General features: G+C 61.9%; 14 protein-coding genes. 5 read left to right on the top strand and 9 right to left on the bottom strand.

Annotation, left to right across the window (positions count from 1 at the left end):
• Positions 1–13: 13 nt before the first annotated feature.
• From QFZ91_RS36470 to QFZ91_RS36445, 6 genes are all read right to left on the bottom strand, one after another.
• Positions 14–709 (bottom strand): YoaK family protein, encoded by a 696-nt coding sequence (locus QFZ91_RS36470; RefSeq protein ID WP_429570239.1) that lies wholly within the window; start codon positions 707–709, stop codon positions 14–16.
• Positions 706–1620: a glyoxalase gene (locus QFZ91_RS36465; RefSeq protein WP_429570238.1), complete on the bottom strand. Its 915-nt coding sequence runs from the start codon at positions 1618–1620 to the stop codon at positions 706–708. Before QFZ91_RS36465 ends, QFZ91_RS36470 begins: the two co-directional genes overlap by 4 nt.
• A gap of 40 nt (positions 1621–1660) precedes the next feature.
• Positions 1661–2107: a DoxX family protein gene (locus QFZ91_RS36460; RefSeq protein WP_176369939.1), complete on the bottom strand. Its 447-nt coding sequence runs from the start codon at positions 2105–2107 to the stop codon at positions 1661–1663.
• Between the two features lies 1 nt (position 2108).
• Complete coding sequence (locus QFZ91_RS36455) at positions 2109–3998, bottom strand: amidohydrolase (RefSeq protein WP_429570237.1); 1890 nt, start codon at positions 3996–3998, stop codon at positions 2109–2111.
• A 27-nt stretch (positions 3999–4025) separates the two neighbouring features.
• Positions 4026–4193 (bottom strand): DUF1427 family protein, encoded by a 168-nt coding sequence (locus QFZ91_RS36450; RefSeq protein WP_013092658.1) that lies wholly within the window; start codon positions 4191–4193, stop codon positions 4026–4028.
• A 166-nt stretch (positions 4194–4359) separates the two neighbouring features.
• Positions 4360–5046 (bottom strand): hydrolase, encoded by a 687-nt coding sequence (locus QFZ91_RS36445; RefSeq protein WP_368718689.1) that lies wholly within the window; start codon positions 5044–5046, stop codon positions 4360–4362.
• Positions 5047–5330: 284 nt separating this feature from the next.
• Between QFZ91_RS36445 and QFZ91_RS36440 the strand changes: the two genes are divergently transcribed.
• Complete coding sequence (locus QFZ91_RS36440) at positions 5331–5612, top strand: XapX domain-containing protein (protein WP_176126488.1); 282 nt, start codon at positions 5331–5333, stop codon at positions 5610–5612.
• 83 nt (positions 5613–5695) lie between these two features.
• Here QFZ91_RS36440 and QFZ91_RS36435 read toward each other — a convergent pair whose 3' ends face one another.
• Positions 5696–6091: a hypothetical protein gene (locus QFZ91_RS36435; protein WP_429570236.1), complete on the bottom strand. Its 396-nt coding sequence runs from the start codon at positions 6089–6091 to the stop codon at positions 5696–5698.
• A 305-nt stretch (positions 6092–6396) separates the two neighbouring features.
• On the bottom strand, positions 6397–7392 hold the full coding sequence (locus tag QFZ91_RS36430) for an alpha/beta fold hydrolase (RefSeq protein WP_429570235.1): 996 nt from the start codon (positions 7390–7392) through the stop codon (positions 6397–6399).
• A 500-nt stretch (positions 7393–7892) separates the two neighbouring features.
• On the opposite strand from QFZ91_RS36430, the gene QFZ91_RS36425 reads away from it, so the two are divergent.
• Positions 7893–9437 (top strand): cation:proton antiporter, encoded by a 1545-nt coding sequence (locus QFZ91_RS36425; protein WP_429570234.1) that lies wholly within the window; start codon positions 7893–7895, stop codon positions 9435–9437.
• Between the two features lie 331 nt (positions 9438–9768).
• Here the strand turns inward: QFZ91_RS36425 and QFZ91_RS36420 are convergent, their stop codons facing one another.
• On the bottom strand, positions 9769–10671 hold the full coding sequence (locus QFZ91_RS36420; protein WP_429570233.1) for a LysR substrate-binding domain-containing protein: 903 nt from the start codon (positions 10669–10671) through the stop codon (positions 9769–9771).
• 299 nt (positions 10672–10970) lie between these two features.
• Between QFZ91_RS36420 and QFZ91_RS36415 the strand changes: the two genes are divergently transcribed.
• From QFZ91_RS36415 to purU, 3 genes are all read left to right on the top strand, one after another.
• A complete protein-coding gene (locus QFZ91_RS36415) occupies positions 10971–13520 on the top strand; it encodes an ATP-binding protein (protein WP_429570232.1) in 2550 nt (849 codons plus the stop codon).
• Between the two features lie 397 nt (positions 13521–13917).
• Complete coding sequence (locus QFZ91_RS36410; RefSeq protein WP_176383717.1) at positions 13918–14562, top strand: helix-turn-helix domain-containing protein; 645 nt, start codon at positions 13918–13920, stop codon at positions 14560–14562.
• A 467-nt stretch (positions 14563–15029) separates the two neighbouring features.
• Positions 15030–15902: a formyltetrahydrofolate deformylase gene (gene purU / locus QFZ91_RS36405; protein ID WP_429570231.1), complete on the top strand. Its 873-nt coding sequence runs from the start codon at positions 15030–15032 to the stop codon at positions 15900–15902.
• The last annotated feature ends 93 nt before the right edge of the window (positions 15903–15995 follow it).

Genomic DNA, 15995 nt, shown 5'->3' with positions numbered 1-15995 from the left:
GCACCGCCTGGATTCATGAGTGCCCCGGTGCAATCGCGCGCTCATGTTCTCCCGTGGTCGCCGCGAGCCCGACGAGGGCACACGCCGGCGCAAGCAGCGCCCAGAAGCCCATGTAGACCACCCCTAGTGCCCCGGCCACCGCGCCGACTGCGAACGCGACGATGGCCGGCATCATCGAGCCGAAGCGCGAGCGCGCCGCGGTGCGCACGCTGTCGGGCGTGCCCGGCGACAGCATGTCGATCACATCCAGAACGGCTTGCGTGACATTGCCCGTCATGACGGTGTTGGGCACACCAAGGCGTTGGACCAGGCGCGGATGCGCATTCTGCACACCCATCGCGAACGCCCCCACGACGCCCGCCAGGATGACAGGCAGGCTATCTGGCTGGTTGATCGGCGTCGCCCATACGCCGGCGAGGGAAAAGCCGAATATCAGCACGGCCTGCACCGCATAGAGCAGGCGTGCGCCCTGACGTGCCTGCCGCTGCGGGAGCCAACGCACGAGCAGGCTGCTGAGAACGACCCCGCCGATAAACGCGGGGAACACGATCAGCTTGAGCAGAACGCCCTGACCGGAGCCGGCGATGCCGGCGCCGATCAACACGAAGTTGCCCGTCACGTGTGCGGTGAACAAACCGAATAGAGCAACGAAGCTCAGCGTGTCGACGAAGCCGGCGATCGCGGCAAGGATCGTGTCCTCGGACTTCATTGCGCCGCGCCCGTGTGAATTTCGGCGATATAGCCGCCCGGGAACTGCACGATCGCGGCATCACGGCCGGCCGAGGTGAATGGCGGCACGAGCACATTGACGCCAGCGGCCTTCGCCTTTTGAAGCGTATCGGTCAGATTCGCTACTTCGTAGCCGGTCACTTCGCGCCCGAACGGGTAAGGCAGATGACCGTCCGTCACGAGCACGGTCATCTTGCCGAACGGCGATTCGATACGAATGCGGCGATAGCTGTCTTGAGGCCTGCCGATCTCGACACCCGGCGCCTTCAGGTCATCGGACACCACCTTGCCGTGCGAGAATTTGACGAAATCGTGAACCAGCTTGTGCACGCTTTGCGGCGACACGTACACCCGATTCTCGGGAATGGTCTGCAGCTTGTCGTAATGCGGGGCCTCGGTGTGCCAGTAAAGCTGCATGTTGGTGCCGCCCGGCCATGTGATGATCGCGTCGCGGCCGATCGGGTCGGGGAACGTATCGACGATCACATCCGCACCGAGTGCGCGCGCCGACTTCACCGCCGCGTCCATGTCCGTCACGAGGTAGCCCGTGCGCTCCGCGCCGAACGGATACGGCATGGGCGTCTTGAAGCCGAACACGGAGATCGTGCCTGCCGGGGTAAAGACGAGCTGCGACATCGTCTGGCTCGGTGTCGGCGTGACCTGGAACACGCCCTGCTTCGACTTGCTGCCGCCAAACGTCGCCACGAAGCTGTCGGTGAAGCGGTCGAAGTCCTCCGGTGCCACGTACACGTGCGTCGTGTCGTACTGCGGACCGACGGCGACCGACGGCGATTCCATCGGCATCACGGGCGGCTTCGCTAAAGCAACGGGCGCGGCAACGAGACCGCCCGCGATCATCAGGGTAACTAAGGCAGTGCGAATGGCTTTCATAGCGGAATTTCCTTGATATTTCATCGTACTGATCAATCGGTCAGGCGCGGCTCTCGCCGGCCGGACGCTGCGTATCGTCGAGCAGGGTCGCGAGCACGAGCCCCGCGATCAGTCCAAGATGCTCGAAAAAACTGTTGAGCGCGATGAAGCGCTCGACGCCGGCATGGTTCCAGAAGTCGTTGGCAACCAGCATCGCAACGACGGTCAGCATGCCGAGGCCGCCTGCGCCGATCCACGTGAAGCGGCGCAATACCACGCACAGCGAGCCGACGATCTCGACCGCCACCGCGAGAGCGGCCCACAGGGCGGCCGGGTGCAGGCCGAAATGCGCCTGCTCCGCAATCGCGCCCTCGAAGTTCAGCGCTTTGCTGATACCGCCGATAAGGTAGGCGGACACGAGCGCAAGACGCACGAGCGGCCCAACCCAAGGCTGCGATAGCACCGCGCGAACCCATGCGGGGTTGCCACGGCCGTTCCATATCGTCATGTCAGATCGCCCAGCAGGAACAGCCGAATGCACCCCAGAAGCCCTTTGCATCCGAAGTCGGCAATGCACTGGCCCACGCGCTCGCGTGCGCATGGCCGTGCAAACCGCAGGCGCTCGCGCAGGCGCACATCGCGGCGGCGGCGGCACCTGCGAGCGGCGCGCAGTCGCGCTGCGTCGCGCCCCAGCCGCCATAGCCGCCGTATTGGCGCACCGGCGACCAGTCAGGCATGGCAGGCGGGATCGGCCGATCGTGTTGCGAGAACGGGCCCGCGCCCCAGACGATCTTTCCGCCAACCACCGTGAGCAACGCGGTGGTACCGGCAATGTCGTCCTCCGCGCACGAGAAGAAGTCACGGTCGGGAACCATCAGGTCGGCGAGCTGCCCCGCCACGATGCGCCCCTTCTTGCCCTCTTCGTTCGAGAACCACGTCACGTACTCGGTCCACATGCGCAGCGCCGTATCGCGATCGAGCAGGTTACGTTGCGGATACATCCGCAGACCGCCAACCGTCTTGCCGCTCACGAGCCATGCGAGCGACACCCACGGGTTGTACGACGCGACGCGCGTCGCATCGGTGCCGGCCGAAACCTTAAGGCCCTTCTCCAGCATTCTCGCGACGGGCGGGGTGGCTTGTGCCGCTTGCGCGCCGTAGCGCTCGACGAAATACTCGCCCTGGTAGGCCATGCGATGCTGAACCGCGATGCCGCCACCGAGCGCTGCGATACGATCCATCGAGCGCTCCGAAACGGTTTCCGCGTGATCGAAGAACCAGTTGATACCGTCGAGCGGAATGTCCTTGTTGACCTTCTCGAACACATCGAGCGCACGGCTGATGGTTTCGTCGTAGGTCGCATGCAGGCGCCACGGCCAGCGGTTCTGTGCGAGCACCCGCACTACGCCTTCCAGTTCGCCTTCCATTCCAGGCGGAAGTTCGGGACGCGCCACGCGGAAGTCCTCGAAGTCGGCCGCCGAAAACACCAGCATTTCACCCGCGCCGTTGTGGCGGAAGTAGTCCGAACCATCGTGATACTTGACCGAGCCGGTCCAGTTCACGAAGTCTTCCTTTTCGGCCTGCGGCTTTTGCGTGAACAGGTTGTACGCGATGCGCACCGTCATTTCGCCGGCATCATGGAGCTTGCGGATGACTTCGTAGTCGTCCGGATAGTTCTGCGAGCCGCCGCCGGCATCGATCGCGCCGGTCACGCCAAGGCGGTTGAGTTCGCGCATGAAATGGCGCGTCGAATTGTATTGATACTCCAGCGGCAGCTTCGGGCCTTTCGCGAGTGTCGCGTACAGGATCGACGCATTGGGGTTCGCCAGCAGCAGCCCGGTGGGGTTGCCAGCGCTGTCGCGCATGATCGTGCCGCCCGGCGGCTCCGGCGTGTCCTTCGTATAGCCGACGACGCGCAATGCGGCGGCATTGAGCAGCGCCCGGTCGTACAGATGCAGGATGAACACGGGCGTATCGGGCGCGACGGCATTCAGCTCGTCGAGCGTCGGCAGCCGCTTCTCTTCGAATTGGTGCTCGGTGAAGCCGCCGACCACGCGCACCCATTGCGGCGCGGGCGTGACCGCAACCTGCTGCTTGAGCATCTCCATCGCAACGGCGAGCGAACGCACGCCGTCCCAGCGCAGCTCCATGTTGTAGTTCAGACCGCCGCGGATCAGATGCAGGTGATTGTCGATCAGGCCAGGCAGCACCGGCCGGCCACCGAGATCGATAACTTTGGTCGCGCGGCCCGCGAGCGGCATGACGTCCGCCTCGCTGCCGACCGCGACGAAGCGGCCGTCGGCAATCGCCACGGCACTGGCGACCGGGTTCGAACGATCCAGTGTCGCGAACCGTCCGTTATGCAAAATCAGATCGGGATGGGTAGCGGTTGCGCCCATTGCGTTTCCTCGTTTCTATCAGTTCGATTAAAAGCCCAACAACTGCCTCAGGGATGGCACGGCCTGCGCGCCGATCAACATGCCAAGCAGGCCGATGAGGGCAACGAGCGGAGGCGCGGGTGAGCGGACCTTGATCACGCTGTAGATCACGCCTATCAGCATCCCTGCAGCGAGGGACAGCAGATAAGATTCCATTCGATCAGTCTCTCTGTGAGGTTGGAATGCTGATGCGAGACCTCGCGGTTCAACCCGAGTACCTCGCGGGAGATGCACTGCAGCGCAGAGATTGGTAGATCGCATGCGCTGCCGCCGCCTTCACGCGGAGCGCATCGCCCCGGTTTCGGCGATCGCGACGACGCGATCAGCGTGCCGGTACAGCCGGCAGCACCTCGTGCGGCGTAGCCGTGCGCTGCGCTGCCTTGTGGACCATCGTGTAGGCGTAGTCGACCCCCATGCCGTACGCGCCCGAGTGTTCCTTCGCGATCGCCATCACAGCGTCGTAGGTCGCGCGGTGGGCCCAGTCGCGCTGCCATTCGAGCAGGACCTGCTGCCACGTGACGGGCACGGCACCCGCCTGGACCATGCGCTGCATCGCGAAATCGTGCGCGTCTTTCGACGTGCCGCCCGATGCATCGGCCACCATGTAGATCTCGTAGTCGCCTTCGAGCATCGCGGACAGCGCGAATGTGGTGTTGCAGACCTCGGTCCACAGACCCGCCACGACCACCTTCTTGCGGCGATTCGCCGCGAGCGCGTCGCGCACCTTCTGGTCGTCCCACGAATTCATCGACGTACGTTCGAGCACTTTGTGCTCGGGGAACACGTCGAGCAGTTCCGGATACGTGTAACCCGAAAAGCTTTGCGACTCGACCGTAGTGATCGTGGTCGGAATGTCGAACACCTTGGCCGCCTTGGCCAGACCGACGACGTTGTTCTTCAACACCTGGCGGTCGATCGACTGCACGCCGAACGCCATTTGCGGTTGGTGATCGATGATGATCAGTTGGCTGTTCTGCGGTGTGAGTACTTCGAGCTTCGAATTGTTCATGACGGGTATTTCCTTTGAACCGGAAAGAGGAGGGAGTCGCCGTGCCGGCATGGCCGGTGGGCGTCCGATGTGCATTGGCGCTGGGCGATTCGGCATCCAGCTGCGGTTATTTGACACGCGAAGACCGGGCAGCAACAACTAAAAATCGATTAAATTTTTTTCTCAAATAATTAATCTTAAAAACGCTTAATTGGGATTTTCTTAATGCAGAGTAGCCGGTAGTCTTTTCACGAATTCGCTGGGTAAATCCTGTAATGGGACAGGTCTTTAATGAGACTCGCACTATGAAACCGTATATCTTTTCCATGTTGGCCGGCATCCTTGCCGGGGTCGTCTACGGTGTGATCGGCGTGCAGTCGCCGGCGCCGCCCACCATTGCGCTGATGGGCCTGCTAGGCATGCTTGCCGGTGAGCAGATACTTCCGCTCGCGCGCAGGGTACTGTCCGGTTCCAGGTTGGGTGCCGCATGGCGCGAGGCGAAATGCAGCCAGCATATGTTCGGCTCGCTGCCGGGTGCTCACGGCTCCAACGCAGCCGCAAAGGACCCGCAGTCATCCTCATTCTGATCGGCATCTCTCGGGCATCGGCCTCGAATGCCCGAGAGAACCCCTGGGTTACCTCGCCCGATCCCTCAAGTCACCTCGCCGCTTCACCTAAGCTGCGGCAAACTCGAGCCGATCGTCTTCACAGTGGTGTTGCCGCGGCGGAGCAGCTTGACCTGAGACTGCGCGATGTCACTCCATGTCTGCTCCGCTCGACGCACGGCGCAATCGAACGACTCGTCTTCCACCGTGCAGCGACCGTCTACAGTAATCAGCCATCCCTTGCGCGTACGCGTGCAACTCACGCGCCCGTCTTCCATGAGGTCGGCGTACCAGCGCCAGACACGCGCATCGTCAGCGTTCGCGCGAACGGCGGCAGCCAGACGCGTGATCTCGAGGCTATGCGGGTGCGAGCCTTGCAGTTTCAAACCCATTTCATTCCCTTTTCGAAGCCCCTCAAAACCGGGCGCCAGGCGCAAAAGGCCTGTTTCGCGTTCGTTCAAAACGCGAAGCGACTACAGCCGGGAGCGCCCCAAGCAAACCGTTCAGGTCCGACGCAGGCACGTTACTGCGCCATGCCAAGCCGTGCGCGTGCCGGCGTATGCCGGACAGGGTCGCGCGCGGCAGTGCGCGCGTGAACCGCAGCGGGGCGAACTCACGCATGTCCCGCCGCACGGCGGAGCATGGTGGCCGCGATTGGCATCGAGCTTAGGCGGCGCGCGGCTGATGGTCCTTGTGACAGGCCGAAGAGTTCCGAACGGACGCGCGTTGCCTCGCAAGCGTGTCACGCAGATCTCGTCGTGGCGCCTCAGGACTTGAGGAACTCGAGCAGGTCGGCATTGACCTGATCGACGTGCGTGCTGCACATGCCGTGCGGCGCGCCTTTGTAGACCTTGAGCGTCGCGTTCTTGACGATCTTCGCCGAGAGCTTCGCCGAATCGTCGATCGGCACGATCTGGTCGTCGTCGCCGTGCAGAATCAGAGTGGGCACACTGATCTTCTTGAGGTCGTCGGTGTAGTCGACTTCAGAGAACTGCTTGATGCACTCGTACTGGCCTTTGATCGAACCGGCCATGCCCTGGCGCCAGAAGTCCTGCACGAGGCCCTGCGAGACTTTTGCGTCGGGGCGGTTGAAGCCGTAGAACGGTGTGGTTAGGTCCAGATAGAACTGCGAGCGGTTCGCCGCCACGCCGGCGCGGATGTTGTCGAACACCGACATCGGCAGACCGTTCGGATTGTTCGCGGACTTGACCATTTGCGGCGGCACTGCGCCGATCAGCACGGCCTTCGCCACGCGCTTTTCGCCATGGCGGCCGATGTAATGCGCGACCTCGCCTCCGCCCGTGGAATGGCCCACGAGCATCGCGCCCTTCACGTCGAGCGCGTCGAGCACAGCGGCGAGATCGTCGGCGTAGGTGTTCATGTCGTTGCCCTCCGACGGCTGGCCCGAGCGGCCATGGCCGCGACGGTCGTGCGCGATCACCCGGTAGCCCTGGTTCACCAGGAAGAGCATCTGCGCGTCCCACGCGTCAGCCGAGAGCGGCCAGCCGTGCGAGAAGACGACCGGCACGCCAGTGCCCCAGTCCTTGAAGAAGATTTGCGTGCCGTCCTTCGCGCTCAGGTAGTTGCCGCCGTGATGATGCGAGGTGCCGTGCGTATGCACCGAGCCGCCCGTCACGGACGCCGCTGCATTCGCGGACAGGCTCGACATGGCGGCCACGGCGCCGGCCATGCCCGCACCTGCCGAAAGCAGCCTGCGGCGCGATGCCGAAGGTCTGGTCGAATCGATTTGCTGCGTGTTCATGCTGGATCTCCGTCGTTGCATCGCTGCGCGCGGGCGTGGCGACGACCTTGCGTGTTGAGTTGGACAGCGATGCGGCGACCAGCGAGAACTCGCTGAATAGCGCCACATGCCGGCTGGCACTCTAATAACGCAAGCGGCCGAAGTCCTTGGCACAAACTAAAAAGTCCTGAAATGAAGCCGTCATTCCTTTTGCGCCCAGAGAGACCTAAAAGCTTTGCGCTACGATTCGGCGCCGTCTTCGCGCTTACGCACGTCCCCAAGCTCGATCGAACGGATATGCGGCATGTGCCAGAGATTAAATGTTCTCAATCCGACTCTTGGTGATCCAGACGAACCTATACTCTTTCCGCGAACCTTTTCGCGTAGTTCCTGCTCCTGTCATGCCACGCTCACCAACCAAGACTCGCATCATGAGACTGTCCATCCTTTCGCTGTTCGCCGGTGTTCTCGCCGGCGTCGTCCACGGTGTGATCGATGTGCCATCCCCGGGGCTCTAGCGGATGAACAACGTCGAGTTTTTTCATTACCTGCTGCTGTTGATCTGCGGCGCGGGCGCCCTGACCTGGCTCGCTGAGCGCATCGCGATCCCGCCTGCCGTCGTTCTGCTGCTCGGCGGCTGTGTGATCGCGGTCGCCGGCAGGCGCGTACCCGACGTGGACCCGAACCTGCTGCTCGCGGCCATGCTGCCGCCGCTGCTGATGTCGAGTTCGTTCTATACGGCGTGGAAGGAATTTCAACGCGGCATCGGCACGATCGTTTCGCTCGTGCTCGGGGCCGTGACGTTCACCACCGTCGCGGTCGCTGTCGCCGTGCATGCCTTCAACCCGCACCTGCCGTGGGCGGCGTGCTTCACGCTCGGTGCGATCGTCTCGCCGCCCGACGCGGTCGCCGCCAAGGCGATCCTTCAGCGCCACCCGCTGCCCGCCAGGCTCGTGGCGGTGCTGGAAGGCGAAAGCCTCGTGAACGACGCGTCGGGCCTGCTGCTCTATCAGATGGCGGTCTCGGCAGCTCTAGCCGCGACGATTACCGTCACGAGCGGAACCGTGCTGTTCTTCACGCTTACGCTGATCGGCGTCGCGGTCGGTATCGTGTGCGGCCAGGCCATGTGTTGGGTGTTGCCGCGTCTGCGCGATCCGATGCTCGGCATCGTCGTGACCTTCGTGATGGCGTGGGCCAGCTACGGTATCGCCGAGGCCGTCGGCGGATCGGGTGTGCTGTCCGTCGTGACTTGCGGTCTCGTGCTCGGCATCCGCCAGCATCGGGTATTCGACGCCGGTATGCGCATAAAAGCCAAGGCGACCTGGGAAGCGGTCGTGTTCGTGCTCGAGGCGCTGGTGTTCATCCTGATCGGCCTCACACTGCATGCGTTGCTGTCACGGGTGAATCACGAATCGGGCGTGTTGACGGCCGGGCTGCGTGTCGCGTTGCCGGCAACTGCCGCAGCCATCGTTGCGCGCCTCGCATGGGTGTTCGCTGCGATCTGGCTGCCCGACCAGTTGCGCACGAAACGCTCGGGTCGCCAGCCGTGGACCTTCAAGGAAGCGGTCGTGCTCGGCTGGGCGGGTATGCGCGGCGTCGTCAGTCTGGCGGCCGCGATCGCGCTGCCCGCTAATTTCCCTGGCCGCGACCTCATCGTTTTCAGCACATTTCTGCTGATCATCGCGACGCTTGTGGTGCAGGGCGGCAGTCTCGCGCCGCTGATCCGGCTGCTGAAACTGCGCCCGACGGCCCGTCACACCATGTCCGAGCACGAGGCTCGCGCCCGTACGTTCGGCGCCTCGCTGGCCGCGCTCGAGGAAATCGACCACCGTTCGTCCGGCATCGAACGCGCGACCTTCGAACGGCTGCTCGCCGAATACCGGATTCGCGTCACCGCGAACGAAAGCGCCAGTGATTCGAGCGTGCATCTTGCGCAAATCGACGCGGAAACATTTGGTGCTGCCGATACTCAAGGGACGAAAATGGAGGTTCAGCGTCGACTGGGCCTGCGTCCGTATTACCTGCGTCGATCATATTTGCCTCGCCCGTCGACCAAGTTGAGTTAGAGGCAGGATGTTAGCGATAGGGAGCCTAAAAGTTCTTGTCGCGACGCTGAATAGTTCTGAAAAGAGCAGCAACCGGTTTTGTCAGCGACGCGAGCATCTGGGAAATCGCAATGGATTCAGGAATCGGGAAGCTGGACGCAGATGTAAACGAGCTAGTCGCCCGCATTTGAAAAAGCGGCCTTTCGCGACCTGCCCGTGACGGCGGGCGCACGCTGCGGCAGTTCGCGATCTGGCCGATATTCACCGCGATCCGTTTGAGCGGTTACCGGTTGCGCAGGCCATTACCGAGCCATTGCGGCTGCTAACCGCCTGAAGGTCACGCGGGCCTCTATTAGGATTCGAATTCCGAACCGCGCACTGACTCCACCAGATAATCGACGAACGACCCGATGCGCGACGAAATCGCAGTATTGCGGTAGTACACTGCGTTGATCGGCTGCCGGAGATCAAGCGTCTGGCGAGGCAGAATCTGCACCAGCGCCCCTTCGCGACGGTCGCGCGCCGTCATGAAGTCGGATAGACACACAATGCCGGCACCCGCAAGGGCCAACTGCCGAAGCGTCTCGCCACTCGAGGAGTGAACGGCGGGCGAGATGCGGTAAGGCTCATTGTCGGGCCCGAGAATGGGCCAGACATTCAACCCTTCTGGTTTAGTGAATCCCAGCAGTGAAAGTTTCCTTAGATCCTCCACCCGCCTCGGCTGGCCATGCGCGTCCAGGTATTGCGGGCTCGCGAGAATACGCATACGGCTGCTGCCCACCGGTCTGCTGTGCAGGGTCGAGTCCTTCAACTGGCCGATCCGGATGGCAACATCGGTGCGATGCTCGAGCAGATCGATGATCCCTTCGTTGCTATTGAGCTCCAGTTCCACTTGCGGATAGCGAGTTCGATAACCCGGCACGTTCGGCACGATGACGTGCAGCATGAATGGCGTTGCTGCGTCGACACGCAAGCGCCCCGACGGTCGCTCGCGGCGGGTTGCCATCTGCTCCTCCGCGTTCTCCAGAAGCGAAATAATCGCCCTCGCGTCGCGGAGAAACGCTTGTCCTTCTTCCGTCAATTCCAGCCGGCGTGTCGTCCGGCGCAACAACGTCGTCCCGAGCTTGTCTTCGAGCCGCGCCAACGTTCGGCTCGTTGCCGAAATGGTTAGATTTAGCTGATTCGCGGCTGCCGTGATGGATCCCGTGTCCACCACGGAAACGAATGCCTCTAACTCATCGAACGTACTCTTCATACTTGTTTTCGGAACCAAATCGAGTCGTTTTTGAACAGGTTTAGGGTCGAGATTCTGACACGCCGACCGCCAATATTTGATCTTTTTTCAAATATCTTTCTCGCTAGCCGCAGTTTTTCGCCAGGATATGAATGCGTAGAATCGCGCCGTCGATCCAGGAGGCCAGTCCGCGACCGAAGCCACGGGGATAGAGCGATTCTAATCACCCGCGTGTATCCGACTTTGCAGGGACGGGATTTGCCGGACAGCTTGTTTTGACCGCAACGGATAATCGTACCGTTGACCCGCATGGTGCTTTGATGGTTACCAGGTATAGCCTGACTTTCGGCCCGTTCCGCATCGATTTCCCGCAGCGTGTCCTCACCAGAAATGGTGACGAAGTCCGCATCGGCAGTCGTGCGCTCGATATTCTTATCGTGCTAGCCGAGCACGGTGGCGAACTGGTCTCGACTCGTCAACTGCGCGACCAGGTCTGGAAAGAAAGCGTCGTCGACGATGGCGCGCTTCGTGTGCACGTTTCCACCCTTCGGAAAGCGCTGAGCGATGGACAATCGGAAAGCCGGTACATCGTGAACGACAATGGACGCGGCTATCGGCTCGCGGTGCCGGTCCATTCCACGAGGGCTACGCAAGTCAGCGCCCCCGCGCCGACTGCGCCGACCAGTACCCCCGATGAAAGTGCGCGAGCGTTGCCCGTGACCCTCGCCCGGGTCATCGGCCGGGAGGATGTCATTGACGGCCTGACCGATCAGCTTCCCGAGCGCAGGCTATTGACCATCGCCGGTCCCGGCGGCATCGGCAAAACCACGGTCGCCGTGGCTATCGCGCATCGCTTTTCCGGGCGTACCGGTATCCGCGCACTATTCGTCAACTTCGCCCCTGTTTCCGACAAGGCGAGCGTCGCCAGTACCGTGGCGTCGACGCTCGGCGTCGCCGTATTCAGCGGCAATCCAGTCCCCGACCTGATTGCCTCACTGGGCGACACCCCAATACTCCTGGTGCTCGACAATTGTGAGCATGTCGTCGAGGCGGTTGCGCAGGTCGCGGAACAGTTGCTGCAAGGCGCGTCAGGCGTGCACCTTCTGGTAACAAGTCGGGAGCCGTTGCGCGCGGATGGCGAGTCGGTGCATCGGCTTTCGGCCCTGCCGTTTCCCGACGTCGGTGCGCGGATCGGCATCGAGGCGGCCGGAAGCTATCCAGCCATCTCGTTGTTTCACGACCGCGCAAAGGCTGCCGACGACGCCTTTCAGTTCACGGTTTCGAACATCGGCGCCGTGGCCGACATTTGCCGACGCCTGGACGGAATTCCTTTGGCGATCGAATTTGCCGCGGCGCGCGTCGCGCACATGGACGTGCGTGCGATCGCCGCGCGCCTGGACGACCGCTTTGCGCTGCTCACACAAGGGCGCCGTACCGCACTGCCGCGGCATCAGACGTTGAAAGCGACGTTTGACTGGAGCTACGAGCTGTTGGACCCGCGTGAGCAGCACGTCCTGCGCCGGCTGTCGGTGATGCGCTCTTCGTTTGGCATGCGTGAAGCCGTTGCGGTGGCACACTGCGGGCAGATCGACGAAATGGCGGTATTTGACGCAATCAGCGGCCTTGTCGCCAAGTCGCTTGTAGCACGTGATATCGGTGACGCCGACAACCCCTATCGGCTTCTCGATACGACGCGCCAATACGCACACCTTCGATTGCTGGAAGCCGGCGAAGCGAACGCGAACAGGCGCCTCCATACCATACATTGCTGCGAGACCTTCGCGGACTTGGGCGCCGCCTGGGACGGCAAGGCGCAACCCCAATGGCTGGCCCAGCTCAGCAAGCGAATTGACGATATCCGCGCGGCGTTCGAGTGGGCCTCCCATCAGGAAGGCGATCCGGAGCTCGAAATCGATCTCGTTATCGCCACGGCGCCGCTTTGGCTCCATCTGTCGCTGCCGCACGAGTTCCTCAGCATGGCCGAACACGCCATTGCAGCGGTTGAGCGCTCCGAGCAGGCCGGCAGCACGCGGCACGCCGAACTGCTGGTGGCCTACGGACACTCGCTCTGGCATACGCGTGGGCCAACCATCGAAATGGCACGCGCTTTTGAACGTGCCTACGCGTTGAGCCGACGACTGGGTGACGAGGCGTTGGAATTCCGCATTCTGTGGGGTGTATTTGCGCATCGGCTTGTCACAGGTCGATACCTGGAAGGTCTCGCACTGGCCGAGGCGATGCAGGCGTTCGCGGATCGTTCCGCAGACTTGACGCTCAATCAGATGTCGGGCCGCAATCTCGCCTATGCACACCATTACCTCGGCGATCAGGCGAAAGCGCGTACGCTGATCGAGAGGGTCATCGCCCTAGAAGCTGGTCCCACGCGGGAAAATCTTGCAAAGGCGAACGATGCGCAGATGGATGGCCGGATCGCGAGCATGACGGTGTACATGCGAATTCTCTGGCTGCAAGGTGAGACTGAGCGCGCTGTCAGGTTGGCAAGGGACTGTGCCGAACTCGTCGCTTCGATCGGGCACGACCTGTCGATCGTCTACGGCCTCGCCCTCGGTTCAATACCCATCATGATCTGGGCCGGCGAGCATGACTCCGCCCGGCAGCTCACGCGCATGCTTCGCGAGTGCACGAGCCGGCGCGGATTGGCGCATTGGGACGTCTACGGCGAAGGATTCGAGAACATCCTTGGCGGCAAGCCGGTAGCCCTTTCCCGAGCAACCGTTCCGCAACTGGAAGCGTTTGCCAGCGCCGGGTGCAAAGTCTCCATGAATGCGCTGATTCTGGCGGATCGCGTTGCAGAGCCGTGCTGGGTGAGCGAGACGCTTCATGAACACGCGCGCTCAAGCGTGCAATGACCCGCACCTTGCACGGATGGGACTCGCGGCGGCGCCTGAGGCGGGCGCGCTGCCGGGTTTGCACTAACTAACCGGTCCGGACGCGTCGCTTACGACTGCGGAGGTGCGCACGTGCCGTCAAGCCGACCGACCAAAGCCATCACTTGAACGTCTGCCTTATGGAGAGCTTTACATAAGGCCGACGACTTGCCGGCCGATATTCCGCGCGAATGGCCGTTCCAGTTTGCAACCGGCCATAGACCTCGCGTTGGGTCTGTCCCGCGGCTGACATCGCACGTCGATAGCCAGACGGAAAGAACTCGTCCTTCCTTCGCCAGCCGCTGGTACTATGCGAGTGCGGGCCGTTACGCATGGGTCTCCGCATCCGGTTGTCGATAGTCACGTGTAGAGCCGAGCGATGAAAAGCGAAAAAGATTCCGAGTTGTTTGCCAGTGAGTCTGATGAGACTGGCGACGGGAGGTCTATCGAGGCATTCCTTGGGAAGGTCGTCAAGGAGCACCGGACGAATCAGGGACTGACGATTGCCGACCTCGCGGAGCAAAGCGGTCTGTCGCGCAGCATGGTGTCGAAGATCGAGAATGGGCAGGTGTCGACCAGCCTGGACTCTATCGTGAGCCTTGCGCGCGCACTGGGCATATCGATTTCCACGCTATTCAAGAACTTCGAGCATCGCCAGGGGAATGCGCAGCACGTGAAGTCGGGTACTGGAATGGAGGTAGTGCGGCGCGGTACCACCAAAGGGCACACGTATCATCTGCTCGCCTATGACCAGGGGCCCGTCAAGCTGTTCGAACCGTTCCTCATCACGCTGGACGACGAAGCCGAGGTATTTCCGACTTTCGAACACCCCGGCACCGAGTTCATCTATATGCTGCAGGGAAAAATGGAATATCGCCATGGTAATCGCAGTTATCTGCTGCAGCCCGGCGACGCACTGACCTTTCAAGGGTCGGTTGCGCATGGCCCCGAACGACTAATCAAATTGCCCATCCGCTTCATTACCGTCATCATGTACGGGCACTCGCCCGACGCGAGTGAATAGCATTTCACCTGCGTTCTGGCATCACGACCTTCCACAAACTGGCGCGCTGGCGGGACAACTGCCTTTCGCGCGCTACGGCATCAACTAGCGCACGGTCGAACTGACAGCGATTGAGCGCTGCGTCGACCGAGCGCACATCGACAAGTTCGACGCCTCGCGCAAATCCGCACCTGATGGTCGGGGGTGCGCATTCATCCCGCTCTTCGCATTCACGCTATTCAAAAGGCAAGCTTTCGACCGATAGGTCGCGAGCATAGATGCACCTCGGACGCCGGATGGGGATTGCAGAGCATTTTTGGGGTAAGCGGGAGCGATTTTCTGGGCGGTGGGATTACATGCATCGCGATACTCCCCGATGGGTAGAAAAGTCGTACGGGTGTTTCCTGACAAGAAAAAAAGTTGATTCACGTTGACGGTGGCATTTTATCTGGCTACTGTTGTGCTCAACGACTTCCCACTTCGGCTCGATGCGCACCATGTCCTCCACCATGCACCGCTTCACGCTTACCCTCTCGTGTCCCGACCGCATCGGGATCGTCTCTGCTGTAAGCACGTTCCTTGCCGAACATCACGCGTGGATCATCGAGGCCACTCATCACGCGGACGAGATCGAAAAGCGCTTTTTCATGCGTCATGAGATTGCCGCGGAGTCGCTGCCATTCGGCATCAACGCGTTTCGCGAGCGCTTTGCCAACATCGCTCGCGAGTATGCGATGGACTGGAAGATCTCCGACAACTCGGTCAAGAAGCGGGTCGTGATACTCGTATCGAAGCTCGAGCACTGTCTCTACGATCTGCTCGCGCGCTGGAAGGCGGGTGAACTGGACATCGAGATTCCGTGCGTGATCTCGAATCACGAGACGTGGCGCAGCTTCGTCGAGTGGCACGGGATTCCGTTCCACTACGTGCCCGTCACCCCCGACAACAAGGCACAGGCGTACCACGAAGTCCAGCGCCTGTTCGACGATGCGCGCGCCGACACGATGGTGCTCGCGCGCTACATGCAGGTTCTGTCTCCGACCCTGTGCTCGGCCTATCCGGGGCGAATCATCAACATCCATCACTCGTTCCTGCCGAGCTTCGTGGGCGCCAAGCCTTATCACCAGGCATACGGGCGCGGCGTGAAGCTCACGGGTGCCACCTGTCACTACGTGACGGAAGAACTGGACCAGGGGCCGATCATCGAGCAGGACGTGATTCGCGTGCGCCATTCGGACCGGCCAGACGATCTCGTGAGGCTTGGCCGCGATATCGAAAAGGCCGTACTGGCGCGGGGCTTACGCTATCACCTCGAGGATCGTGTGCTGATCCACGGCAACAAGACCATCGTCCTGCGGTAGTTGCGCGGTCATCTTTGGTTTGTCCAGGTCGCAGAGCCGCCCCCTCGCGGGGGCAACACAAAGGAGTGTGTGTTATGCCATGGCGTCTTGTCC

The sequence above is a fragment of the Paraburkholderia sp. JPY419 genome (assembly GCF_050435705.1).
In the GTDB taxonomy this organism is placed as follows: domain Bacteria; phylum Pseudomonadota; class Gammaproteobacteria; order Burkholderiales; family Burkholderiaceae; genus Paraburkholderia; species Paraburkholderia youngii.
This window is presented reverse-complemented; position numbering and strand designations above follow the sequence as displayed.